20 protein-coding genes are annotated in these 19,203 nt (G+C 42.5%); 18 read left to right on the forward strand and 2 right to left on the reverse strand.

Annotated elements, in window-relative coordinates; translation table 11 throughout:
• Positions 1-31 precede the first annotated feature (31 nt).
• From WN53_RS18275 to WN53_RS18350, 17 genes are all read left to right on the forward strand, one after another.
• Entirely contained in the window at positions 32-292 is a 261-nt protein-coding gene (locus WN53_RS18275; protein ID WP_024486134.1) for an EscS/YscS/HrcS family type III secretion system export apparatus protein, read from the forward strand.
• Positions 293-296: 4 nt separating this feature from the next.
• The gene (gene sctT, locus WN53_RS18280; RefSeq protein WP_024486133.1) at positions 297-1,061 is read left to right on the forward strand and encodes a type III secretion system export apparatus subunit SctT; all 765 of its coding nucleotides are present in this window, start codon (positions 297-299) and stop codon (positions 1,059-1,061) included.
• Positions 1,062-1,116: 55 nt separating this feature from the next.
• Positions 1,117-2,184 carry an EscU/YscU/HrcU family type III secretion system export apparatus switch protein gene (locus WN53_RS18285; RefSeq protein WP_046808151.1) on the forward strand — a complete coding sequence of 356 codons (1,068 nt, stop codon included), beginning with the start codon at positions 1,117-1,119 and terminating at the stop codon, positions 2,182-2,184.
• Between the two features lie 163 nt (positions 2,185-2,347).
• Complete coding sequence (gene sicA, locus WN53_RS18290; protein ID WP_037412608.1) at positions 2,348-2,824, forward strand: type III secretion system translocator chaperone SicA; 477 nt, start codon at positions 2,348-2,350, stop codon at positions 2,822-2,824.
• Positions 2,824-4,653 (forward strand): type III secretion system translocon subunit SseC family protein, encoded by a 1,830-nt coding sequence (sctE, locus tag WN53_RS18295; protein ID WP_046808152.1) that lies wholly within the window; start codon positions 2,824-2,826, stop codon positions 4,651-4,653. The genes sicA and sctE overlap by 1 nt, the downstream gene beginning before the upstream one ends.
• A gap of 36 nt (positions 4,654-4,689) precedes the next feature.
• Positions 4,690-5,784 (forward strand): hypothetical protein, encoded by a 1,095-nt coding sequence (locus WN53_RS18300; RefSeq protein ID WP_024485265.1) that lies wholly within the window; start codon positions 4,690-4,692, stop codon positions 5,782-5,784.
• Between the two features lie 286 nt (positions 5,785-6,070).
• Positions 6,071-8,272 carry a hypothetical protein gene (locus tag WN53_RS18305; RefSeq protein ID WP_024485266.1) on the forward strand — a complete coding sequence of 734 codons (2,202 nt, stop codon included), beginning with the start codon at positions 6,071-6,073 and terminating at the stop codon, positions 8,270-8,272.
• A gap of 100 nt (positions 8,273-8,372) precedes the next feature.
• Positions 8,373-8,621 (forward strand): acyl carrier protein, encoded by a 249-nt coding sequence (locus tag WN53_RS18310; protein ID WP_024485267.1) that lies wholly within the window; start codon positions 8,373-8,375, stop codon positions 8,619-8,621.
• A 1,714-nt stretch (positions 8,622-10,335) separates the two neighbouring features.
• Positions 10,336-11,541, forward strand: coding sequence for a PrgH/EprH family type III secretion apparatus protein (locus tag WN53_RS18315; RefSeq protein ID WP_046808154.1), 1,206 nt, complete (start codon positions 10,336-10,338; stop codon positions 11,539-11,541).
• Between the two features lie 5 nt (positions 11,542-11,546).
• Positions 11,547-11,822, forward strand: coding sequence for a type III secretion system needle complex protein (locus WN53_RS27620; RefSeq protein WP_071784978.1), 276 nt, complete (start codon positions 11,547-11,549; stop codon positions 11,820-11,822).
• A 47-nt stretch (positions 11,823-11,869) separates the two neighbouring features.
• The gene (gene sctI / locus WN53_RS18320) at positions 11,870-12,163 is read left to right on the forward strand and encodes a type III secretion system inner rod subunit SctI (protein WP_024485270.1); all 294 of its coding nucleotides are present in this window, start codon (positions 11,870-11,872) and stop codon (positions 12,161-12,163) included.
• A 79-nt stretch (positions 12,164-12,242) separates the two neighbouring features.
• A complete protein-coding gene (gene sctJ / locus WN53_RS18325; protein WP_235166977.1) occupies positions 12,243-12,881 on the forward strand; it encodes a type III secretion system inner membrane ring lipoprotein SctJ in 639 nt (212 codons plus the stop codon).
• Between the two features lie 26 nt (positions 12,882-12,907).
• Positions 12,908-13,483, forward strand: coding sequence for a hypothetical protein (locus WN53_RS18330; protein WP_158645288.1), 576 nt, complete (start codon positions 12,908-12,910; stop codon positions 13,481-13,483).
• Positions 13,461-14,153 (forward strand): hypothetical protein, encoded by a 693-nt coding sequence (locus WN53_RS18335; protein WP_024485273.1) that lies wholly within the window; start codon positions 13,461-13,463, stop codon positions 14,151-14,153. Before WN53_RS18330 ends, WN53_RS18335 begins: the two co-directional genes overlap by 23 nt.
• A gap of 166 nt (positions 14,154-14,319) precedes the next feature.
• Positions 14,320-14,535, forward strand: a complete 216-nt coding sequence (locus tag WN53_RS18340; protein ID WP_024485274.1) for a hypothetical protein — start codon at positions 14,320-14,322, stop codon at positions 14,533-14,535.
• Entirely contained in the window at positions 14,529-15,122 is a 594-nt protein-coding gene (locus tag WN53_RS18345) for a hypothetical protein (protein ID WP_024485275.1), read from the forward strand. The genes WN53_RS18340 and WN53_RS18345 overlap by 7 nt, the downstream gene beginning before the upstream one ends.
• Before the next feature lie 1,073 nt (positions 15,123-16,195).
• Positions 16,196-16,714, forward strand: a complete 519-nt coding sequence (locus WN53_RS18350) for a hypothetical protein (RefSeq protein ID WP_037412602.1) — start codon at positions 16,196-16,198, stop codon at positions 16,712-16,714.
• Positions 16,715-17,162: 448 nt separating this feature from the next.
• Here WN53_RS18350 and WN53_RS18355 read toward each other — a convergent pair whose 3' ends face one another.
• Entirely contained in the window at positions 17,163-17,744 is a 582-nt protein-coding gene (locus WN53_RS18355) for a helix-turn-helix transcriptional regulator (protein ID WP_046808155.1), read from the reverse strand.
• Positions 17,744-18,196, reverse strand: a complete 453-nt coding sequence (locus WN53_RS26875) for a winged helix-turn-helix domain-containing protein (RefSeq protein ID WP_052754321.1) — start codon at positions 18,194-18,196, stop codon at positions 17,744-17,746. Before WN53_RS26875 ends, WN53_RS18355 begins: the two co-directional genes overlap by 1 nt.
• Positions 18,197-18,789: 593 nt before the next feature.
• On the opposite strand from WN53_RS26875, the gene WN53_RS28700 reads away from it, so the two are divergent.
• Positions 18,790-19,107: a hypothetical protein gene (locus WN53_RS28700; RefSeq protein WP_152526601.1), complete on the forward strand. Its 318-nt coding sequence runs from the start codon at positions 18,790-18,792 to the stop codon at positions 19,105-19,107.
• The last annotated feature ends 96 nt before the right edge of the window (positions 19,108-19,203 follow it).

The raw sequence follows: 19,203 nt of genomic DNA on the forward strand, positions 1-19,203 counted from the left end.
GATCGTTTCTATTATAAATCAGGTTGAAAACATGAATGATCTTGTATTTGCTGGTAATAAGTCAATGTATTTAGTCCTGATTTTGTCTGCTGGACCTGTCGCGGTTGCGACCATCGTAGGCGTGTTGGTGGGGTTGTTTCAAACGGTGACCCAGATACAGGAGCAAACGCTGCCATTTGGGGTGAAGTTGCTGTCCGTAACGATCTGTCTCTTTTTGCTCTCAGGCTGGTATGGTGATGTATTACTGGCTTATTCGGGAGAAGTATTAAGGATGGCCTTAAGGCGCGAATAAATTTATGCAAATTGGATTTTTTTTTGGCATACACGACTGGCTTTTGGCCATGTCGATGGCATCAGCCAGGCTAATGCCTGTTTTTATGTTATTACCGTTTTTAAATAATAATACGCTAACTGGCATGATCCGTATGCCGGTTGTTATGATCTTGGGGGCTTCACTTTGGCCGTTTCCCTTTCAGGATCTACCCGCGTTTGATACGCTCCACTATTTGGGGTTGATGGTCAAAGAAGCGATCATTGGCTTAGTGATCGCTTGTTTTTTATGCATGCCTTTCTGGGTGTTACATGCATTGGGTAGCATGGTTGACAACCAGCGAGGTGCGACCTTGAGTAGCAGTATTGATCCGCTTAGTGGTGTTGACACCTCGGAGTTGGCGAACTTTTTCAACTTATTTGCTGCGGTGATAGTGCTGGAAAGTGGTGGCTTTTTGTCGATTTCTCAGGTATTTCATTCCAGCTACTTACTTTGGAGCCCTCTTTCTTTTGAAATACCATCATTACGACCCTCCATCGGATTTATGGGTAACATGGTCAGCAAGGCTTTTATTATGGCCAGCCCAATGTTGGTGAGTTTCTTGTTGGCAGAGGGATTGTTGGGGTTACTGTCGCTCTATGCACCGCAAATGAATGCCTTTGCAATTGCCTTGACGATAAAGAGTAGCATTGCATTTTTCATACTTATTTTGTATTTCACCCCTTTTTTTCCGGTCGAGATTATCAATATGCGCATGCATGCTAATATTTTATCTAGCTGGCTGGCGTAAATTCAAAAGATGAACAATTGTGCTGAAAATATTGCTTCGCTAACTAGGGTGGCTTATGTCTTCGAGTAAAACGGAACAACCGACACAAAAAAAATTAAAGGACGCAGCTGAAAAAGGCCAGTCATTCAAAAGCAAGGATTTAGTCACCTCATGTCTGCTATTGCTAGGTGCTGAATATATCATTAATTTAACCACTTTTGAAAAGATGGGGGGGGTTTTTACTAGTATTATAGAGAATGACTTTAGCAGTGGTCTCCATGAATACACTCACATGGTATTTTGGGAGGGAATCAAGATTTTCCTTCCTTTTTTAATGATGTGTATATTTTCCTCGATGTTTCCCACTCTTTTACAAACGGGTTTTCTTATTGCAACCAAAGCGTTAAAAATTAATTTCGACTCACTGAATCCCACGCAAGGAATAAAAAAAATATTCAGTTTGCGTGCCTTGAAGGACGCGGTAAAAGCATGTCTCTATTTGATTTGCTTTGTTGTGGCTGGTGTTATTTTCTGGCAAAAGAATAGGCTGTTACTGTTGTCACAGATGCACGGGTCGCCGCAGCAGGTATTTTTTGTATGGGGGGAGTTGTTTCATTCTCTGATTGTACTATGCCTATCTTGTATTATTCTGATCATTGTTTTAGATGCGTTAGCTGAATTTTTCCTGCATATAAAAGACAACAAAATGGACAAGGAGGAAGTGAAACGTGAACACAAAGATCAGGAAGGAAACCAGGAGATGAAATCAAAACGCAAAGAGATGCATAGTGAACTTTTGTCTGAGCAAGTCAAGTCGGATATTAAAAATTCTAAAGTGATTGTCGCCAACCCAACGCATATCGCCGTTGGATTGTATTTAAACCCTCAGGTAGTACCCATCCCGTTTATTTCTGTGCTGGAAACCAATAACCGAGCGCAGGCTGTTCGTGCATATGCCCAAAAAGTTGGGGTTCCTGTTATTGAGGATATTAAACTAGCTAGACTGATTTATAAAACCCATAAACGTTACTCCTTTGTCAGTTTGGTGGCGGTTGAGGAGGTTATTCGCCTCTTGAACTGGCTGGAACAGGTTGAAAACGCTTGGGTGGTTGAGAACGAAAGCGATCATCCGCCACTACCTTGAGCGTTATTTGAATGAAACGAAAAGCCCTAATTGATTTAATAGATGCCATCGAAACCTTGTAGGGTTATGGCTCTCTAACGAGGAGAAAAAGAGTATGACGCAAAAAACAATAGTAAATCATCCGACTTGCGATCCCATCACCGCTGCCTCTAAGCAGCACGATATGGAAACCATGTTGATGTCGGTAATGAGCGAGGGGGTGATGCTTAAGGATATCCACGGGATTTCCAATGAAATGATGGAACAAATGTATTCCCATGCACATCATTTTTACCAGCAAGGCCGTTTAGATGATGCTGAAAGCTTTTTTAGTTTCCTATGCATGTATGACCTGAACAATGCTGATTACTTTATTGGCCTCGGTGCAGTTAACCAACTGAAGAAAAACTACCAAAAAGCTTGTGATCTGTATGCATTAGCTTACGTGATTGCGAAAGATAATTTTAGCCCGATATTTTACAGTGGTCAATGTCAGCTGTTAATGGGGAACTTTGTCAAAGCCATGCAGTGTTTCGATTTGATATGTAGGCGGGCGAATGATGAAAGTTTGAAGAAAAAATCCAGGATCTATTTGCAAACCATTAAAAAAAACCGAACTGACAGTGCAGTTGAATCATGTTCGGAGAAACAGGAGACTTAATGACAATCGACGTAGGTTTTAAACCCGTAAATTTACTGCAACACACTCGAATTTCACCGGAGCGTGCACAGCAGATTTTAACTGATGTAAACAAGCAACAGCGTGTCGAGACTGCGGCCGTACGTAATGTCAATGTGACCGACATCGGTGACACATTGGAAGCGGATATGGAGTTTGATCATGCCTTGCTACGTGAAGCGCCGGTATTACCCAAAGGTAAACTGACCCGTGATGGTTCGTTGCTGTTGGTATTATCAAACATGATTGAATTGCAGGGGCAGCAGGCAATTGACAAGCTAAGCAGCAATCTCGCTTCTATGCAGGCAATTCTCGAAGCGCGTAAAAAAAATGGGGATAAGCTCTCATCTGAAGCAGAAGTCGCGGTGAATGCAAACGAGCAGGCAGTAGAAGAATTTAAGACAGCCATGGACGGGCTGGAAACGGCACAGCGTAACCAGGAAAATAAAGCTCAATTGGCGAAACAGGCGGGTGAGGAGCTAGGGGAACTTAAAGCGAATGCGGGACCAGGGACAGATCCGGGCTATCAGGCAAATCTGGCGGCTGCGGAGGAAAAACTAAGCAAGGCCAATGCTGATTTAAACGCTGCTAAAGTGGCAACCAAAGAGGCTGGTGCTATAACCGAGCAAAAAAAACAGGTTGCGATGGAGACCGCGGTTCATGCAGACCAAGCGCTAGAACGAATGAAAGCCTCTGCAGATACGCCTGGTTACGCCAGTATGCGTTCTGGCACTGCTCAACAGACAGAGAAGCACCTCAATAATGCGGCTACTTTGTCATTACTACTAGGGAAGTTTATTCAGTCGGTTGGGGATCAATCAGTCGAAGATTTAAAAAATGATTTGGCGATCACCAACACCATGCGAGAAGCCAACCAGAAAGATATGTTGAAGAAGTCGGAGGAGTTTGCCGAACAGCAGCGAAAAGCAGAAGAGGCAAGTAAAGCGACTGGATGTCTTGGCAAGATTATAGGGGGGATTGCCACTGCCGTAGGGGCTGTCGGCATGGTGTTCGGTGGTGCCGGCGCTGGTCTGATGGCGGTAGGTATTGGTCTAATGGTTCTCGATCCGATTATGGAGGCCATTACAGGAAAATCACTGACCGGTATGGTACTTGACCCTGTGATGGAGCATGTGTTTATGCCCCTGATGGACTTGATGAGCAAGCTTCTTGACAAGATCATCGATTATACCCCGATTGGGTTGTTGTTGAAAGAGTTGGATAAACTCACAGGGTTGGATATTACGGATATGGTCAAGGCGTTAGCGGCAGCGGCAGCAACGGTAGCGGTATTTATTGCTGTTGCCTATGTAGCTAAATCGGCGGCGAAAACGATGATCGACAAAATGCCGAAGATTTTGACCGAGGCATTGAACAAGGCGGTTAAGGATACCGTTGAACAGGTCAGTAAAGCGGTCCCGGACATGGTGAAAAACGGGAGCAAAAAGATAAGTCAAAAAGTAGGCAGTCTGCAAAAGGCTGTGTTTAAAAACGATCCCCTGTCACAGGAAAAATGGCTTAATCGTTTGGAACTTACGCGCAATACCGCCATGGTTACCGGGAGTACCACTCAGGCCACCGGTAATATGATTAGCGGGCAATTGCAAAAAGAGGCCATGGATGCTTTGGCTGGTTTCACTCTCAGCGCCGCTGATATGGAGATCCTCAAGCAATTGGCCGAAATGATATATCAATCTTTCGAACGTAAGCAGGAGCTGGTACAGCAACTGTGGGGGGAGATGCGTAATCAGTTGCTTCAGCAGTCCGGTACCGGGCGAACTATCATGCGTAACCTGAGTGCCTCCGCGTAGTGATGTAAACAACCTTTATCAAGAGAGAGAAAATAAATGAAATCAATTGAGTTGAAACATAATCCGATCTTACCCGCGTTCAGCCATAACTCATCGGTAGGTGATGCACCGCGACCAACAAAAGATGTGAAAGCTAATGGCGTGATGCCGACAACTGAGAATATTGCGGAAAATAAAAACGTTTTCGTTAATCAGGTTGCCCAGCGTACGGCAGCATCAGTCAGCCCGGCCGATGATACGCTTAAACCTGCAATCCAGCCGCCGACTGTGCAACTGGACAGTTCGCAGTTGCAGGATCAAATGAAACATGTGGTGTTTGGTGGCATGGCTCAGCAGCAGGCGGTTGCGCCGCTAATGCAACCAGAAAAGTTTGAATTTAGTATGGCTAAGATGCAGGAGTCTCGTGCTGGTGATCGGGACCTCATTAAGGATCTTCTGGTTTCCTCTCTGCTAAAACTCCGCCAGGCGGACGGTCAGTTAGGGGTTGGTCTGCAGAAAATCAGTGTTCAATTAGCGAATAATTCAGCCGATCACACTCGGCAGGCTGGCAAAGCGGCGGCAAGTCAGGCTGTTTCTTCCGGTGCGATCGGTCTTGTTGGCGCAGGTGTTGGCTTACGTAAAGCAGGTCAGAGTTATACACAAGGCAAATTTGGTATTAGTCAACAGCGCAACAGTCTTGACTTCCAGCAACAGGCCAAGTCATTGCAAAGTGGGTTACATCAAACCTCGGTACGTTCCCCTATGGCACAGGGCCAACTGGATGCAGATCGCGCGGTTATCAGTGGTGGGGCGGTGCTGCCGATGGAGCATAAGAGCCAGTCGGCAGGTATCCAGGCCGGCGTTCATCAGAACAAGGCAACTAAATTAAGTACGCAGTCTGCGGGCAGCACTCAGATCGGTAACATGAGTGGACAAATCGCCGCATCACCTTTCCAGGTTGAACAGGCCAATGAGAATGCTAATGCGACGTTGGTTGATGCCGATAAGCAGGTTACTGACAACACCCGTAACAAAGTTGAAGACAGCAAGCAGATGACAGGGCAGTTGTTGCAACAATTACTCGCGTTGTTAACCGAGACCACAGCAAAACAAATGGACACGGCTGGAGCCTTGGCGTCGACTCGCGCTTGATGTTTCTTTCTAAAACCCCTGGTAAATATTCCAGGGGATCAGATTGTGAACATACAGCAAATCATCGGTTATTGACCTAATTAGTTGTGATTTTGTTCCTGATATGGATGGTACACGACGTGACTATTAATCAGCCTTCTTTCCACCTGCCAATATTGGAGAAAAAATGTTTCCGATTAGTAATATTCGTAGCCAGTACAGCGAGTTAACACCTGCTGCTCTGGTGAACGCTAGGTGTTCACCATTGTTAAATGGCCTACACGCAGTGTCAAACGCTGGAAATTACATGCTAAGTGGCCAGCAAGGCGAATCAATTAGCCGTCCTCCTGCTGCGGGTTGGCAGGCTCAGTATCGAGCCAGTGAACAAGTGATTTCAAGTGCATCATTTAACAAGGGCTTAACGCAAGAGGCGATGGCGGAGATGCCCACTGCGTTAAGTGACAAAGTGAACGTTGCCAAAAATATAGATGCAAAGCAAAATATCCAAGGGTTTATGTATGCTCTGAAAGTATTGGAGAATGCAGACGCAAAGGGCGATAAATCGTCTGAGGCTCAGATTAAACAATTAAAAAGTGATTTTTTCAGTTTGTTACGTAAGGATAAGCTGGATGATAAATCTGGACTGGGTAACGACCATTCGCACAAAAACCATAAGCGATTTGAGGAGTTGAAGAACAGATTCGAGAGCCTACAAAAAGATGGACCCTATAGACTAGGGAATTGGCTGCTAAATAATAGGATCGAACCGATGATTGAGCTGTTTGCGCAACAAAATCCTCAGGTTACGGTTCATATCAGAGATTCTATCGAGCATATTAATCATCAGCGCTTGATAAACGCAGAGAATGCGTCGACGTCACGAGATCCATTTGTTAACCTATTGAACGATTTAAGTTTGGTAAGCAAGGTGCTGGACGTAGTTGGCTGCGCAGCCAAGGAAAATAATGCTTCCTCCGTCACAGGGGCTCACTCGGCTGATACGAACACTGAAAGTCATCAATTTCCTGCGGTCGACAGGTATCCGACATCTGGGGGGGTTGATTCAAAGTCTCGGCCATCAGAGGGTAACCCTATAAAGGGGCCTGTTGAAGCAGGAACGAGTACAGCGTCGGACGTGAGCTCATCTGGTGGCGATTTACCCTTTTTTATCAATAATCATTTTAGTCCCAACATTTCCATCGACGGTTTGCAACTGCGCGAAAGTCAAGGTACAGAGAAACTGGCTAACCCATCCAGTACTGTTTCGCCTGATAGTGCTTCACAAGCTACAATAGCCGATCTCCTGCAAGCAGTCCGTAATCTGCAAAACACGGTTAATCAATTGAAGAGTCAGAATCTATCCTCGGAGGTTATTGAGCCGACCCAGAAATCCCAACAGGGTAGCTTTGGTAGCTTATCGGCAGTCGTTGCGGATAGTGTAGATACCGTTGATAACCATATGGGTGACGAAAATGAAAAAATAAACTCTCCTTCTGTGTTCGCAAATACCGATTCAACGAAAGAGCAAAATAGTGGGAATGATGTTCACAAGCCCGTACATAGATATAAGGCAGATGAGGGCTATGGGGTTAATGTTGACCCGAGGTCTCAGACGCCAGCGAAACTGGAGAGTCAAGAACCCGAGTTTAAATGGCCAAAAGTCTCTCCAACAACCACTTTCGTCGGTTCTGTCGGGTCGGCCCAGAGTCTGGATACCTTTAACCATCGCCGTGGTAGTTTTGATGAAGGGCTAGGCAAACTGGCGGACAGCTCTGTTCTTCAAAATACTACGGCTCAGGTTGGGGAAGCGCGAGCAACATATCAGAGTCAGCTTGAACCAAAGGAGAGCGGAGTGGCCCGTCCTGATAATGCAGGTACATTTGCAGACAAACTGGCGTTTTTTAGGCAGCTAGGTGATGGTACTAATGCCAACCAGTTGAAGCCCAAGCTTGCGCAACAGTCAGCAAGTTTTAATTCCGGAAATGGAAACGTGGGTGATGCCTCAATTGTGGGTAGTGAGGCTGCCTTAGGCGGACTTACTCAAAAAATGTCGGTGTTTCGTCAGAAAAGTGTCGATGGTGATGCCACGACATTGCAATCTAAGCTTATGCAGCGGTCATTAACATCGACCCCCCGAGAGCCTATCAATACTCACGTTAGGAACAATACGGATGGCTCTGGTTCATTCGCCGATAAATTGTCTGTATTTCGTCAGCAAAGCCTCGATAGCGATGTCACTAAATTGCAATCCAAGTCCATGCACCGGCCATTAACCGTTACACCAGAGTCTAACAATTCACATGTTACGGACAATACAGATGGCTCAGGTTCATTTGGCGATAAACTGGCGGCATTTCGTCAGCAAAGTCTTGATGCTGATACTAGTAAGTTGCAGCCCAAGCCCTTACAACGGCCAGCAAGAGCTCCTGAGGGAAATGCAACGCTTAGTGCGGGGTCTTTTAGTGCCTTATCTGGCGTTAATGTGCCACGGACGAGAACCGGCCAGTAGATAGAGTTTTGAGCGCTAGGGGGTTTATAGCCTCCTAGGTATTTATCGAGTAAACTTTTAGACCTTGCTTCCCACAAGGATAAATAAGAGATTTAGAGAAATGCAAAATAAAATAAATGAAATCATAATTTCCTGTTTAGCTTGCGAAGAAAGTGATATAACACCTGACAAAGATCTCTTTATGGATTTATATGTGGATTCATTAGCATTGGCTGACATTATTTTCACCACGGGAGAGTGTTTTTGTTTCGAATTTACGGAGGATGATATTGATATGATTAGTACGGTTGAGTCAATTTATCATATAGTCGCTAAAAAAACTAATATTTATTCAGAGCACTTGCATTGAATAGGATAGTGAACATAAATAAACAATGTTAATGTAATAAAAGCCTTTACCTGAACTCATTCATAATTAATTTTTCAGTCTGGCATTGATATTCTGAGAAATTATAAATCTGCCCCGCAGGAGGTAGGAGTGTTTTTAAGTTAGCATCTCTCCTCCTGCTAGGATACCGAGCATTATCTCAATGCGAGACGGTCGGTCGATTTTCTACTTGTCTCCAACAAGTAGTTTGGTGTATCGTGTTCCATCCATTTTCCTTGATTAACTCCAGAAGCAAACGCAACACTATCTTTATCAAGAAAAACCAGGGTAATCCCATTGTTCTCCTGTTTATGATGCTTTTTCATATGCCTTATTTCAGAATATCTTATGGGTTCCGCAGAGGAATTTTTATCTAATTGCCTTCTGGTGTTATAACTATAGGTTTTTTTTCTATTTCCGATATGGGTATTTTTTATATCCAATATGCATCGATTTATTCCATGAGCTTATTATATCTATATTGTTTTCTCAAAAAAGTCAATCCCCATTTTACTCGAGTTTCTAAAAAAATGACTTTGTATTAATTCATATGTTCCATGGAAATGTTTCTTTGATAACGAATGGGCTCGATGCGCATGACAAAGTGCTAATGAGGCTTCATAAAGGTTTTTATGTTCAAATAGTTTTTGTTTTATTATGAACTAATTTAAACTTTCAATGTTTGTGTTATGACTAACGTTTTTTATAATTAATTTTGTTATTAACGATTCTTTTTCTTTAGTAGTTAATTTTTTACTGTTAAAAAAACAGATTGAAGGCGCAATCAAGGAGGGCAGGTCTACAGGCATGCTGGCGCGGTTAAACCTGAGACTGTGGAAGAGGCATTACTGGTTGAGCTGGCTATACACATCGTCAAATTCTCTGACGTTGACTCTATCGTAAGACAAAGGTTCTGTCGCATTAGAATATGAATGGTATATTTTTGGACTGTGCTTAGATGCGCCTTAGAGAGATTTACTCGAACGCTATGGTGACTGGAAAACGAATTTACAATCGTTTTAACCAGTGGTCTAAAATTGGAGTAATGAGCTGTATTTTCAATCATATTGATGAAACGGACTCGACGGTAACACGGAAATAACTTGCGTCGGTAAGAATCTATCACAAAACTTGTTTAAAACGAAATCATTTGGGCAGAATCAAAGGGGATGCATTGATTTTTTGGTCAACTAACGAGATGTGGATTCCATGCTTCAAAACCGGCTAGACACCTACCGCGGTGCGATTACGGTTATCTTTGACTCTAATATCTACTGACGTAGGCATCTTGCGGATGCTGATTGTAAATCCAATAGTATACCAGGCCAACAATGACCTTAGTTATTGGCATAATGATTTCGTCAAATGAAGACTGGCTGTGAATACGTTTGGTCTACAGCGTGAATATAATGTTGGCCATAATGAAGTTTATGGTTTTCTGGTATATGGATGTCGCATTTTTTGTAAGTGTCAGTAAAATGTGGCCTTTGAGTCGTAAAAACTGGGGTTCCCTTCTGATAAAAGGTAGTTATCCTTAGCCATGTGACTTTTATGCATCGTTGAGTGGTATACAACGGGTTTTTTAGTCATCATGTTTAACTGATGTTTTAATCATGTTTTATTGTGCCAAATCGATTCTAATAGCGTCACTTGATTGAGAGATTGCATAGAAAACCGGTTGGGGGAATATCTTTTGATGATAACTAAAGAAAGTGAAATAATAGACCTACCGGATAGCGTGGTTATTCGTTTACTAAGCAGCGCGTTGAAGGGGTGTGAATTTACACTTGATGTAGGTACCACATTATTTGTCGTGGCTAATGAAAATGTAGCCAGAAACCAGACGCTAGAAGAGGTTGATAAAGATAATACGATATTTATCCCTATGGAGAGTGGTGGGGTAAACTTCGAGATTATCGTTGTTGATAATGCACCTGGTCGGCCTAAAGTCTTATTGCGTAAAGTAAATGAGCAAGAGATGGAAGGTTCATTATTATCTTCTAATCAAGTTATTGATGTTGGTACTCTGACGCTAGCTATGCGCCACGAGGGAGAAGACTGGAACGATGATGTTTTGCTATATCCTCCTTCTGCGGACAACGTCATTATCCATAAAATTACCGAAAAAAAGAAACTCGTATGGATTATTGCGATAGTTATCATCGTCGCGTTACTGACCGCTGTTTTGGTCTATAGCTATCACAATAATTCCGGACGGCAGATGACAGAAATATCGTTACTACTAGGTAAAGAACGTGATAAGTATGATTATGTTCGTGGCAACGATGATGTGATCTACATTTTTGCAAAGGAAAAATCTGATAAAGATTGGGCTCAACAGGCGTTAATGCGCACTCCACCTGCAACGGCCTATCGGGTGGTTTATGTCCCGAAGGAAGAAGCACAGATCAGATCGTGGTTGCAGGAAAACTGGCCTGGGGTAAAGTTTCATCGAGTAAAACTGGAACAGCCAAAAGAGCCTCAGCTGCTTTTGAGCGATGAGCGAGGAGGTCAGATACAGCAACAGCAAGCGTTGTCACTTGCATTAAAAAAACGACTGTCCTATGTGGATAAAATTGTCTTTAAGAGGATCCACGATGACCTGGTTGTCACGGAAGCGGAGCAAGGCCTCAAGAAGGTTTCTGTGAATTATTCAAAGTTATCTCATCGAGATAGTGTCAGCTTTGTTATCCAAGGGGCACTTGATGATAATGAGCTTCAAAGAGTAAAGTCTTTTGTTCAACACTTTGAAGAAATATGGGGTGATCAGTATATTCAGTTTTCAATCGAGCTCAGGAAAAACTGGCTTAATGGAAAATCTTTCAAATATGGTGAACAGGGGTATATAAAGGTTTCCCCTTATCATTGGTACTTTCCTAAACCTTTATCAATAATAGAGTAACGTTTATGTCAATTAATAATGTACGTGCAGGTGAAATTCCAGGTTCAGATTGGAAGGGGTTCCTATCTGAATCATCGAAAGGATTTGATGATGGTGTGAAAGCACTTAATGAATCCTTAGATACGGCATTGGAAAGTTTGAAGGCAGATCCTTCTGATCCGCAAAATTTGGCTGAATACCAATCACGACTCTCTGAATATACTTTGTATCGAAATGCGCAGTCCAACGTAGTTAAAGTTTATAAAGATGTGGATTCTGCTATTATTTCCAACTTCCGCTAATTAAATGGAAGGGTGTTTTCACCCTTCCTTATTTATTAAGGTGATATATGATTGCCAATATTCAATCTGTTTCTCTGTTATCCAAAAATACATCTATTAATACTGATGATGTGATTCCATTAGACAACCTTCTGCTAAATTCAATAGCTGAAAATGCGGTAGGATCTCATCAAGACAGAAGTGAAATAATGTCTAAACTTCAGGAGATAAAAACGACAACAGATCCGGCTAAACTGTTTGAGCTACAGCAGCGTACCTCTGATTATAACTTGAAAATGTCATTGTTTTCCACCTTGGCACGAAAGGCCGTTGGTGCTGTTGAAACGGTAGTGCGTGCGTAAAATGCCGATATTGAAAATAATATTACCATTATTTCTATTGTTACTCGTTGGGTGTAAGGAACAGGAACTGTTAAAGGGATTGGACCAAACACAAGCAAATGAAATAATTTCATTGTTACAAAGTAATAATATTAATGTGAAGAAAACGGAGGTTGACAAGCAAGGTTATAGCGTCTCTGTGGGGAAACTGGATTTTACAACTGCGGTAGAATTAATGCGAATTTATGATCTACCATCCAAACCCAGATTGCAAATTGCCGAAATGTTTCCCAGTGACTCATTAATATCGTCTCCTCGAGCAGAAAAGGCACGCCTTTTTTCGGGGATTGAGCAGCGCTTGGAACAATCACTTCTTGTGTTGAAAGGCGTTGTGGCGGCTCGAGTCCATGTGAGTTATGACCTTAGTGCTATGGAGGGAGAAAGAAATAAAGTCCCGGTTCATCTTTCGGCGTTGGTAAAATACGATGCCGCCAGCAATAAAGCCTCTTTAATGATTAATGATATTAAACGGTTTCTGAAAAATAGCTTTGAAGATGTTGACTATGACAATATTTCCGTCGTGCTATCAGAGATCCCACTGGTACAGCATCAAGCCCCGATAACGACTTCACAGGGGGTAAGCATGTCCCTATGGTTACTACTGACGGGGATAGTGACGTTTGCGGTGGGAGGTGGAGCTGTTTATTTCTTTAGCAGGAGGAATGATTTCAACAGTTAAAAATGGCGAAGCAAGCGAGGATGAGTATGTTAGATAAAGAGGTTGGGGGTAATCTTACCCATGAGCAGAGGATAATGTTTGATCCGGTATCGTGGATCGATTCAGGGCAGGTAAGGGTTCCTGCCTGCTTCAATCAAGGCCGCTGCCGTAGCGTGATTAATGAAGTCATACTCACCACGCTAGATTTAGCCACCAACATGGATAGCAACTCACAGAACGAATTAGAACGTTTGTTTATAAATGAATGGTTTATGTTGCGCAAAGCAGGGTTCTTGATCGCTTGTCAACGATACCGCGCAAATCTGGCTTGTCGGGGAAGGTTGGAACTTTTACCTAGGGAGGTAAAGCAATTTGCACAATTATCAATATTGGTCAGCAAATATGAACAAGGTGAACAGTTGCTGACGCTTGAGTGCATACCTTATCTGGCTAGGCAGGAGCTTTTATCTTTCTGTAATGAGCTACCTAAATGGTTACAACAGAGAGTTCCACTTTTATTTCCACCTATTTTGGGCAATAGCGAGCAAACTGGCAATTTATTTAGTGCAGATACCGCTTTATTAAGGTTGGCAATTCAACATGCAAAACGAAACCCATGGTAACCCTCCGGTGCAGGTGACTGGCGTGGTGTTACTTACTCGCGAAGAACGTCTCAGGCAGAAAAAAGGACAAGATATTCTGCAAGCGGCTAAAGTTCGGGCCAAGAATCTTATCGCTCAAGCTCGGGAGGAACAAGAGGCAATACGTAGAATGGCGTACAGCCAAGGATATGAGCAAGGCGTGCTGGCTGCCGCTAGCGCTGCTAAAAGTTACATGGCTGACTACTCAGCGTTGTCATTACGTTTGCACCAGGAATTGCAGGAAAAGGTTAGGGGCGTGTTAGCCACTGTGCTTTCCCATGAATCCATATTTCTTTCGTTGTTGGAAAGTTGGTCGCGCACGCTGGATAGCGATAGTTCCGATTTGCTGCCACTTGAATTATTGATTCCAGCCTCATTGGGGCTACGTTCAGGGAAACTTGCTCAAGAACTTGAGCGGATCTGTGGTAAGAATGTTCGAGTCACACGCCATCAGGAAAACCGCTATGTTCTGAAGTATAAAGGACAATTAGCAGAGTTTATTCCTGATGATTTTATTGAGAAAAAACTACCACAGCTTATCGATATAATAGAGTTGCAGCGTCAATGTGGGCGTTTATCGCAGCAGGGGTTGGCTATACTGCAAAGCGAACTCATGTGTCATCTAGACAACCTTCCGACGGAAAGGCTATGAAAAATCCTCACAATAGTTTGCGTTAAATACATCAACATCTATCAATGTCATTGGGGGTTCAGGCAGATCTCCCACCGGCTAATTTACTCCTATAGTTATTGGTGATTAATGACATTTGGTGACTTAAAATTTTCACACTTTTACTCTCTAAAGGGCAATTAAAATAATGAATATTGTTAAACTCCATACCAATACTGATGTTAATGGGCCAGTGACATTATCATCTCCGATAAAATCTCTGGACACAGTAATCGAAGAAAATCAGTCGCAGCCGGCGGTGGTGGATATGAAGGAATTTGGATTTAAATTGCTCTATAACGATTGGATGCAGCAAACCCTGTTGTCAGATGGGCTAACGGCGGAGGATCAGGTTGAATGGTGATCTTTAATAGCACATCGTTAATTCACAGCCTATCCAGATGCATTATTGGTGGTATGACCTTACTGGTAACGGGGTGCAGCAGCATGCTTGACGATATTCCATGGATTGGACAAGACGAGCATCTGTCACAAACAGTGGTGATGCAACATTTACAATGTGAGAACGCAGACAGTGCAACCAATGCTAAACAGCCCCCCCCACAGCTCTATCAGAGAATGATCCAATGTGTCGATGAACAGAACTATCGTTCAGCAACATTGCTATTTGCCTTGGCGGGCAGTTACACTTGGTATGATGCAGCTAGGCTCGATACGACGTTTGCGAAAAACCAACATACCCAGTTGTTGGTTGACAATCTGGCTCAATTGAAAGATAAGCCACGGGATGCGCTCTGGGGACACATCCAGTCAGTATTAGGGGACCGGCAGCAACTTGGTGTGATTTGCGATAAACTCCGTTTGATTGGCGGGCCACAATATCGCGCAGTGTATATGGATCAGAAAGACGATCTCGGTGGTGAAAGGAGGGGGGACCAACAACGCTGGTACATGGCGCTTGAGAGTTATCTCCATTGTCCAATAGCTTAACGCATGATCCAACTGGACTGAACCCACGACAGTAGATATTTCCAGCCCTCACAACGTGGCCTATTCGCAGACCTCCAGACTGACGCCGTCGAGATGTCAGTGGCGCCTAACCCGGCTTTAGTAGGACTTCAATGTAATCGAAGCTACCGGCGCGCGCGAGCCTTCAAGCACATCGCTGGCATAGTGGCTACTGCGCCTTGATTGGTAGTCTTAACCGGTCAGCCTCAAGTGTTGTGATGTAGGCCACAGGTTGCCGCGTTGGGTCGAGGATGGACAGAGGCGTTTCATCAGCGTGCATGACCAGGTATTGCGACAGATCCTGATGAGGTACCTGGGCCAACGGTGTCAGGGCCGACCCCAGAAACCGCCGCCAGCGTACTGCGAGGAAGGTTGACACCATGTGTTGTAACGGTAGAGTGGTAGATGGGCGTCCACTGCTCAAGGTCAGCGAGTAATTTCAACACTAGGGAGCGGAGTTCATCGAGGGCTATTGAGGCTAGCCGTGCATCAAGATTCATGCGGCCATTTTATCAGCATACGTCATGCTCTTTAACCTCAGATTTTCTAGCTTTATAGGAATTTATGAGCTGAAATACACGATGGCAATCACGAAAGATTTATATCTGATTTTATAACCAGCAGAAAACCCATCAGACTTACATTTATAATGAAATTAATGGAGTGTGTTATATCGTTTAATATAGGTGTTATTTTAAAGTAAAAGAGAGTAAGGGGCGTATTATTAATGCTTTTACTGTATATGACGGAAATATAATGAATGTGTCTAATTTAATTGCAAACTCTCCCAGAGCTAGTGCCACTACTCAACAACAATCGGCCTGTCCTCGTGATGGGAAGAATAAACCACTAGTTGACAAACTCATAAAACAGGCAACATCCCTGCTTGCCTAAGTGAAATGCCAAGATAAATCGATAAAAAGGCATTAGACGACAGTTACACTTCGATTTTCTCTCAATTAAAACCGTCATCGACAGCGACTTCAGCCAGCAATTATTTTCCTTTGAATATTTCAAAAAATGAAATGCATAATATTGTGCAACCAACGGTGAACATGAGAAAAGTGGACAAAGTGTCTCTTCGGTCCATCGATGACATTCGCACGAATGGTCGTTCATTAGGTTCAGGGGCATTTGGTGAGGCATGGCTGATTGATGGAGATGTTTATAAAACACCAAAGGAGTCCTTCACGCTTTTAGGCGGTGAAGGAAAGGTAACTCTTGAAAGTTCAATGAAACACGCTGCAAATGAATGGAATCATTTTTATAGCAAATGTTATGAGAGTGAATTTAAAAACTTTGCAACCGATAAGGTTATACGGCAACCTTCTGATGAAATAGTTTTACGCACACATTTTATAAACGGAGATGATGTGGAATCAAAGATGTATGCGACAGGGGAATTAAAAGATACTGTGATTGCTGAGTTGAAATCAATGTCTAGAAAAATTGAAGATAACGGAGCTTCAAATACAAAGTTAGTGAATGAAAAGCCACTGATTATCGATTTTGATCTTGTGAAATTCGAGGCTAGTGACACACAAGAATCTGTTTTAAAGATGTTTTATTTTTAATTTAATTAAAATTATTGTTTTAATAAAAATACAGTTGAAACTATGGTAGTGGCTGTTAGGTGCCACTACCCTTTGAATTACAATTCTGAGTTAAACGCATTATCAGCCATTAACGGCCTTGCCTTTGCTCTACGACTAAAAATGTATTATTTGAGGTGGGGCCGTCCATCATAGCGGATCTCAGCTACTTTTATATTAGCCGTTGTACTTAACAGCATGTTCACCATGTATGAAAGTTCAAAAAGCTATGGAGCTACGTCTCTAAATGAACAGAAACAGTGTGAGCTTCGCTGTGTCACCGTTATTTAGCTAGTCTCAGCCCCAAGAGGCCTTTGAGCAGGCCTCATCGTGAGGACAGGATATGTTACTGTTGTGGGGCATTCCAACTGGCAGTTAGACAGAATTATGGAGAGGCTTGATAATCTGAATAATCATGCAAGTTGTCTATTTATTTTTGCAAAAACAAAGTTACCGTTGCTTTTCTCTTAATAAATTCTTTGGTTTTCAAAATGAAATAGTTGAGTTCAGTGTTGTTGTGTATCGAAAGTTTTTCCATTGCATTACGTTTATGTCGACTAATTGTCTTAAAAGATAAATTGTTTATATGAGCAATACTTGTGGGTGATAAGCCCCAGCTTAGTAATTGAAGCACATGATGCTCCATATGACTGAGTTGAGGTGCAGGACATTTTTCGCAATACTTACTTTTCTCGCTACTCTTATCTTTCAGCAGCTGAATAGCACGTTTAATGCTGTCAGTGTTTCTCTCTAAAGATGCATCTTTGAATATACATAACCCATCCTGCCCACATGGAAAGAATACTCTTGATGTTTCATATTTACTCTCATAAATATCCATGTCGACTCTGGATTTATAGTTGATGATGGATTTTTTTTTGTAAGGAGTAATGCAATCCACTGCTAGATTAATGTCAGTATTCATTTGCGGGCTGTTATGAATAGCCCGCATAAGACCATTGCTGAAGTATTGGTCATTATCTAGGATAGTTATATGAATAATGTTTTTCATTAATTCCTTCCCAAATTTGATATTTTTTTTGTCGACAATATCATCGTACTCGGTGCGGTGACGGAGTAAGTCAAATTGCCAGGGGCGAAAGTGTTAGAATAAAATAGATTGCTCACATCAAGTGATGTGGTCATCCTCTTATCAATCTCTTTTTTTTTGATTTGAGGTGGTGAGAAACGATAACCCCTACCGTAAAATGTTCTGATGTAGTGTTTGTTGATACCTAATATACGTCTTAACCCGTAAATGCAACGGGTTAATGATTCGTCTGAAATACTGGCGCCGTACCAAACTTTTTCGATGATTTCATCTTTGGATAGTAGTGCGCCATTAGCGTTCAGGAGCACGTATAAGAGGGCTAGTTCTTTGGGAGGGATTTCGACGCTTTCATTCTTATAAGATAATTGCCCGTCATCAGTAAGCACATAGTCACCAAACTCATATGTCAGCATGTTTTATTCCTCGGGTTGTTACAAGTAAAAATAAAATTGGATAAGAAATTTCTAAGGGGAGAATAATGGCGGTTTTTTTGCGTGTTGTGAAGTTAGTTATTGTATTTTATTATAAGTTATATCTAATTTATCTAACTCATTGTTGTTATCTAATTGATTTTATTGTTATTTATCTCGCCATCCACCAGTGATTGCTCAGGCAATGAATTAGGTGCAGTGATTAAGGGGGATATGGAATTCAACTTACCATCATTTTCCTGATCATCTATCCATCATTTATCCATCATTTTTTTGAATTTTAGTCTACCATTAAAAGGGGGGCAGGAATGATACAGAGTACTGTTGTTTTGTTGCCATAGGCTGAGTTAATATTCTTGTTGTGAGTCCGAGCGCTAACGCATATAGTCGTTTCTGTTAGTTTATAAGTCGCGAACGACTAAAATGTGACTTTTATATTATTGTTGACTTTTAGGTGTCTTTTTATGAAAAAATTCAAATGCGTTTATTAAATTCACTATTTTTGTTGCTTTAACCCTGTCTTGCATTTACTCACATGCGGAAAGAAGTGCCAAACGGCAATTACAGGTGATATTTTGGCTGCAACTTGTGAACTGGAAGCGACACCAAGTCTCGATATGGGTAACTGGAATATGAAAGGGTTTACCAAAGTTTGTACACATACGGTGGCGCAAGACCTTATTCTCGGGATTAGCTGTTGTGAAGGAGAGTTTAAGGCTAGTGAGACAGTTTCTGCTACTTTTCTCGGCGCTAATATCAAGGGTAATCTTGTTACTACTAGTGGCATTCATAGAATGCCAGGGGTTCACACCTTTAACAATATTGAGGCAGGCCGTGGTCGTCTTCCTGGCAAGGCTCGATGCATTTACCTCTTAATTATTGCTGTACTGTGAAGTTTGTTACTGGCATGGGTAACCGCGCTTATGTTTTCATCATTTTTATCACGAGATGAGTGGATAATAGCGACCTAGGTATGCCCGAGCTAACGT

Origin of the sequence: Serratia fonticola, from assembly GCF_001006005.1 — a bacterium.
Taxonomy (GTDB): Bacteria; Pseudomonadota; Gammaproteobacteria; order Enterobacterales; family Enterobacteriaceae; genus Chania; species Chania fonticola.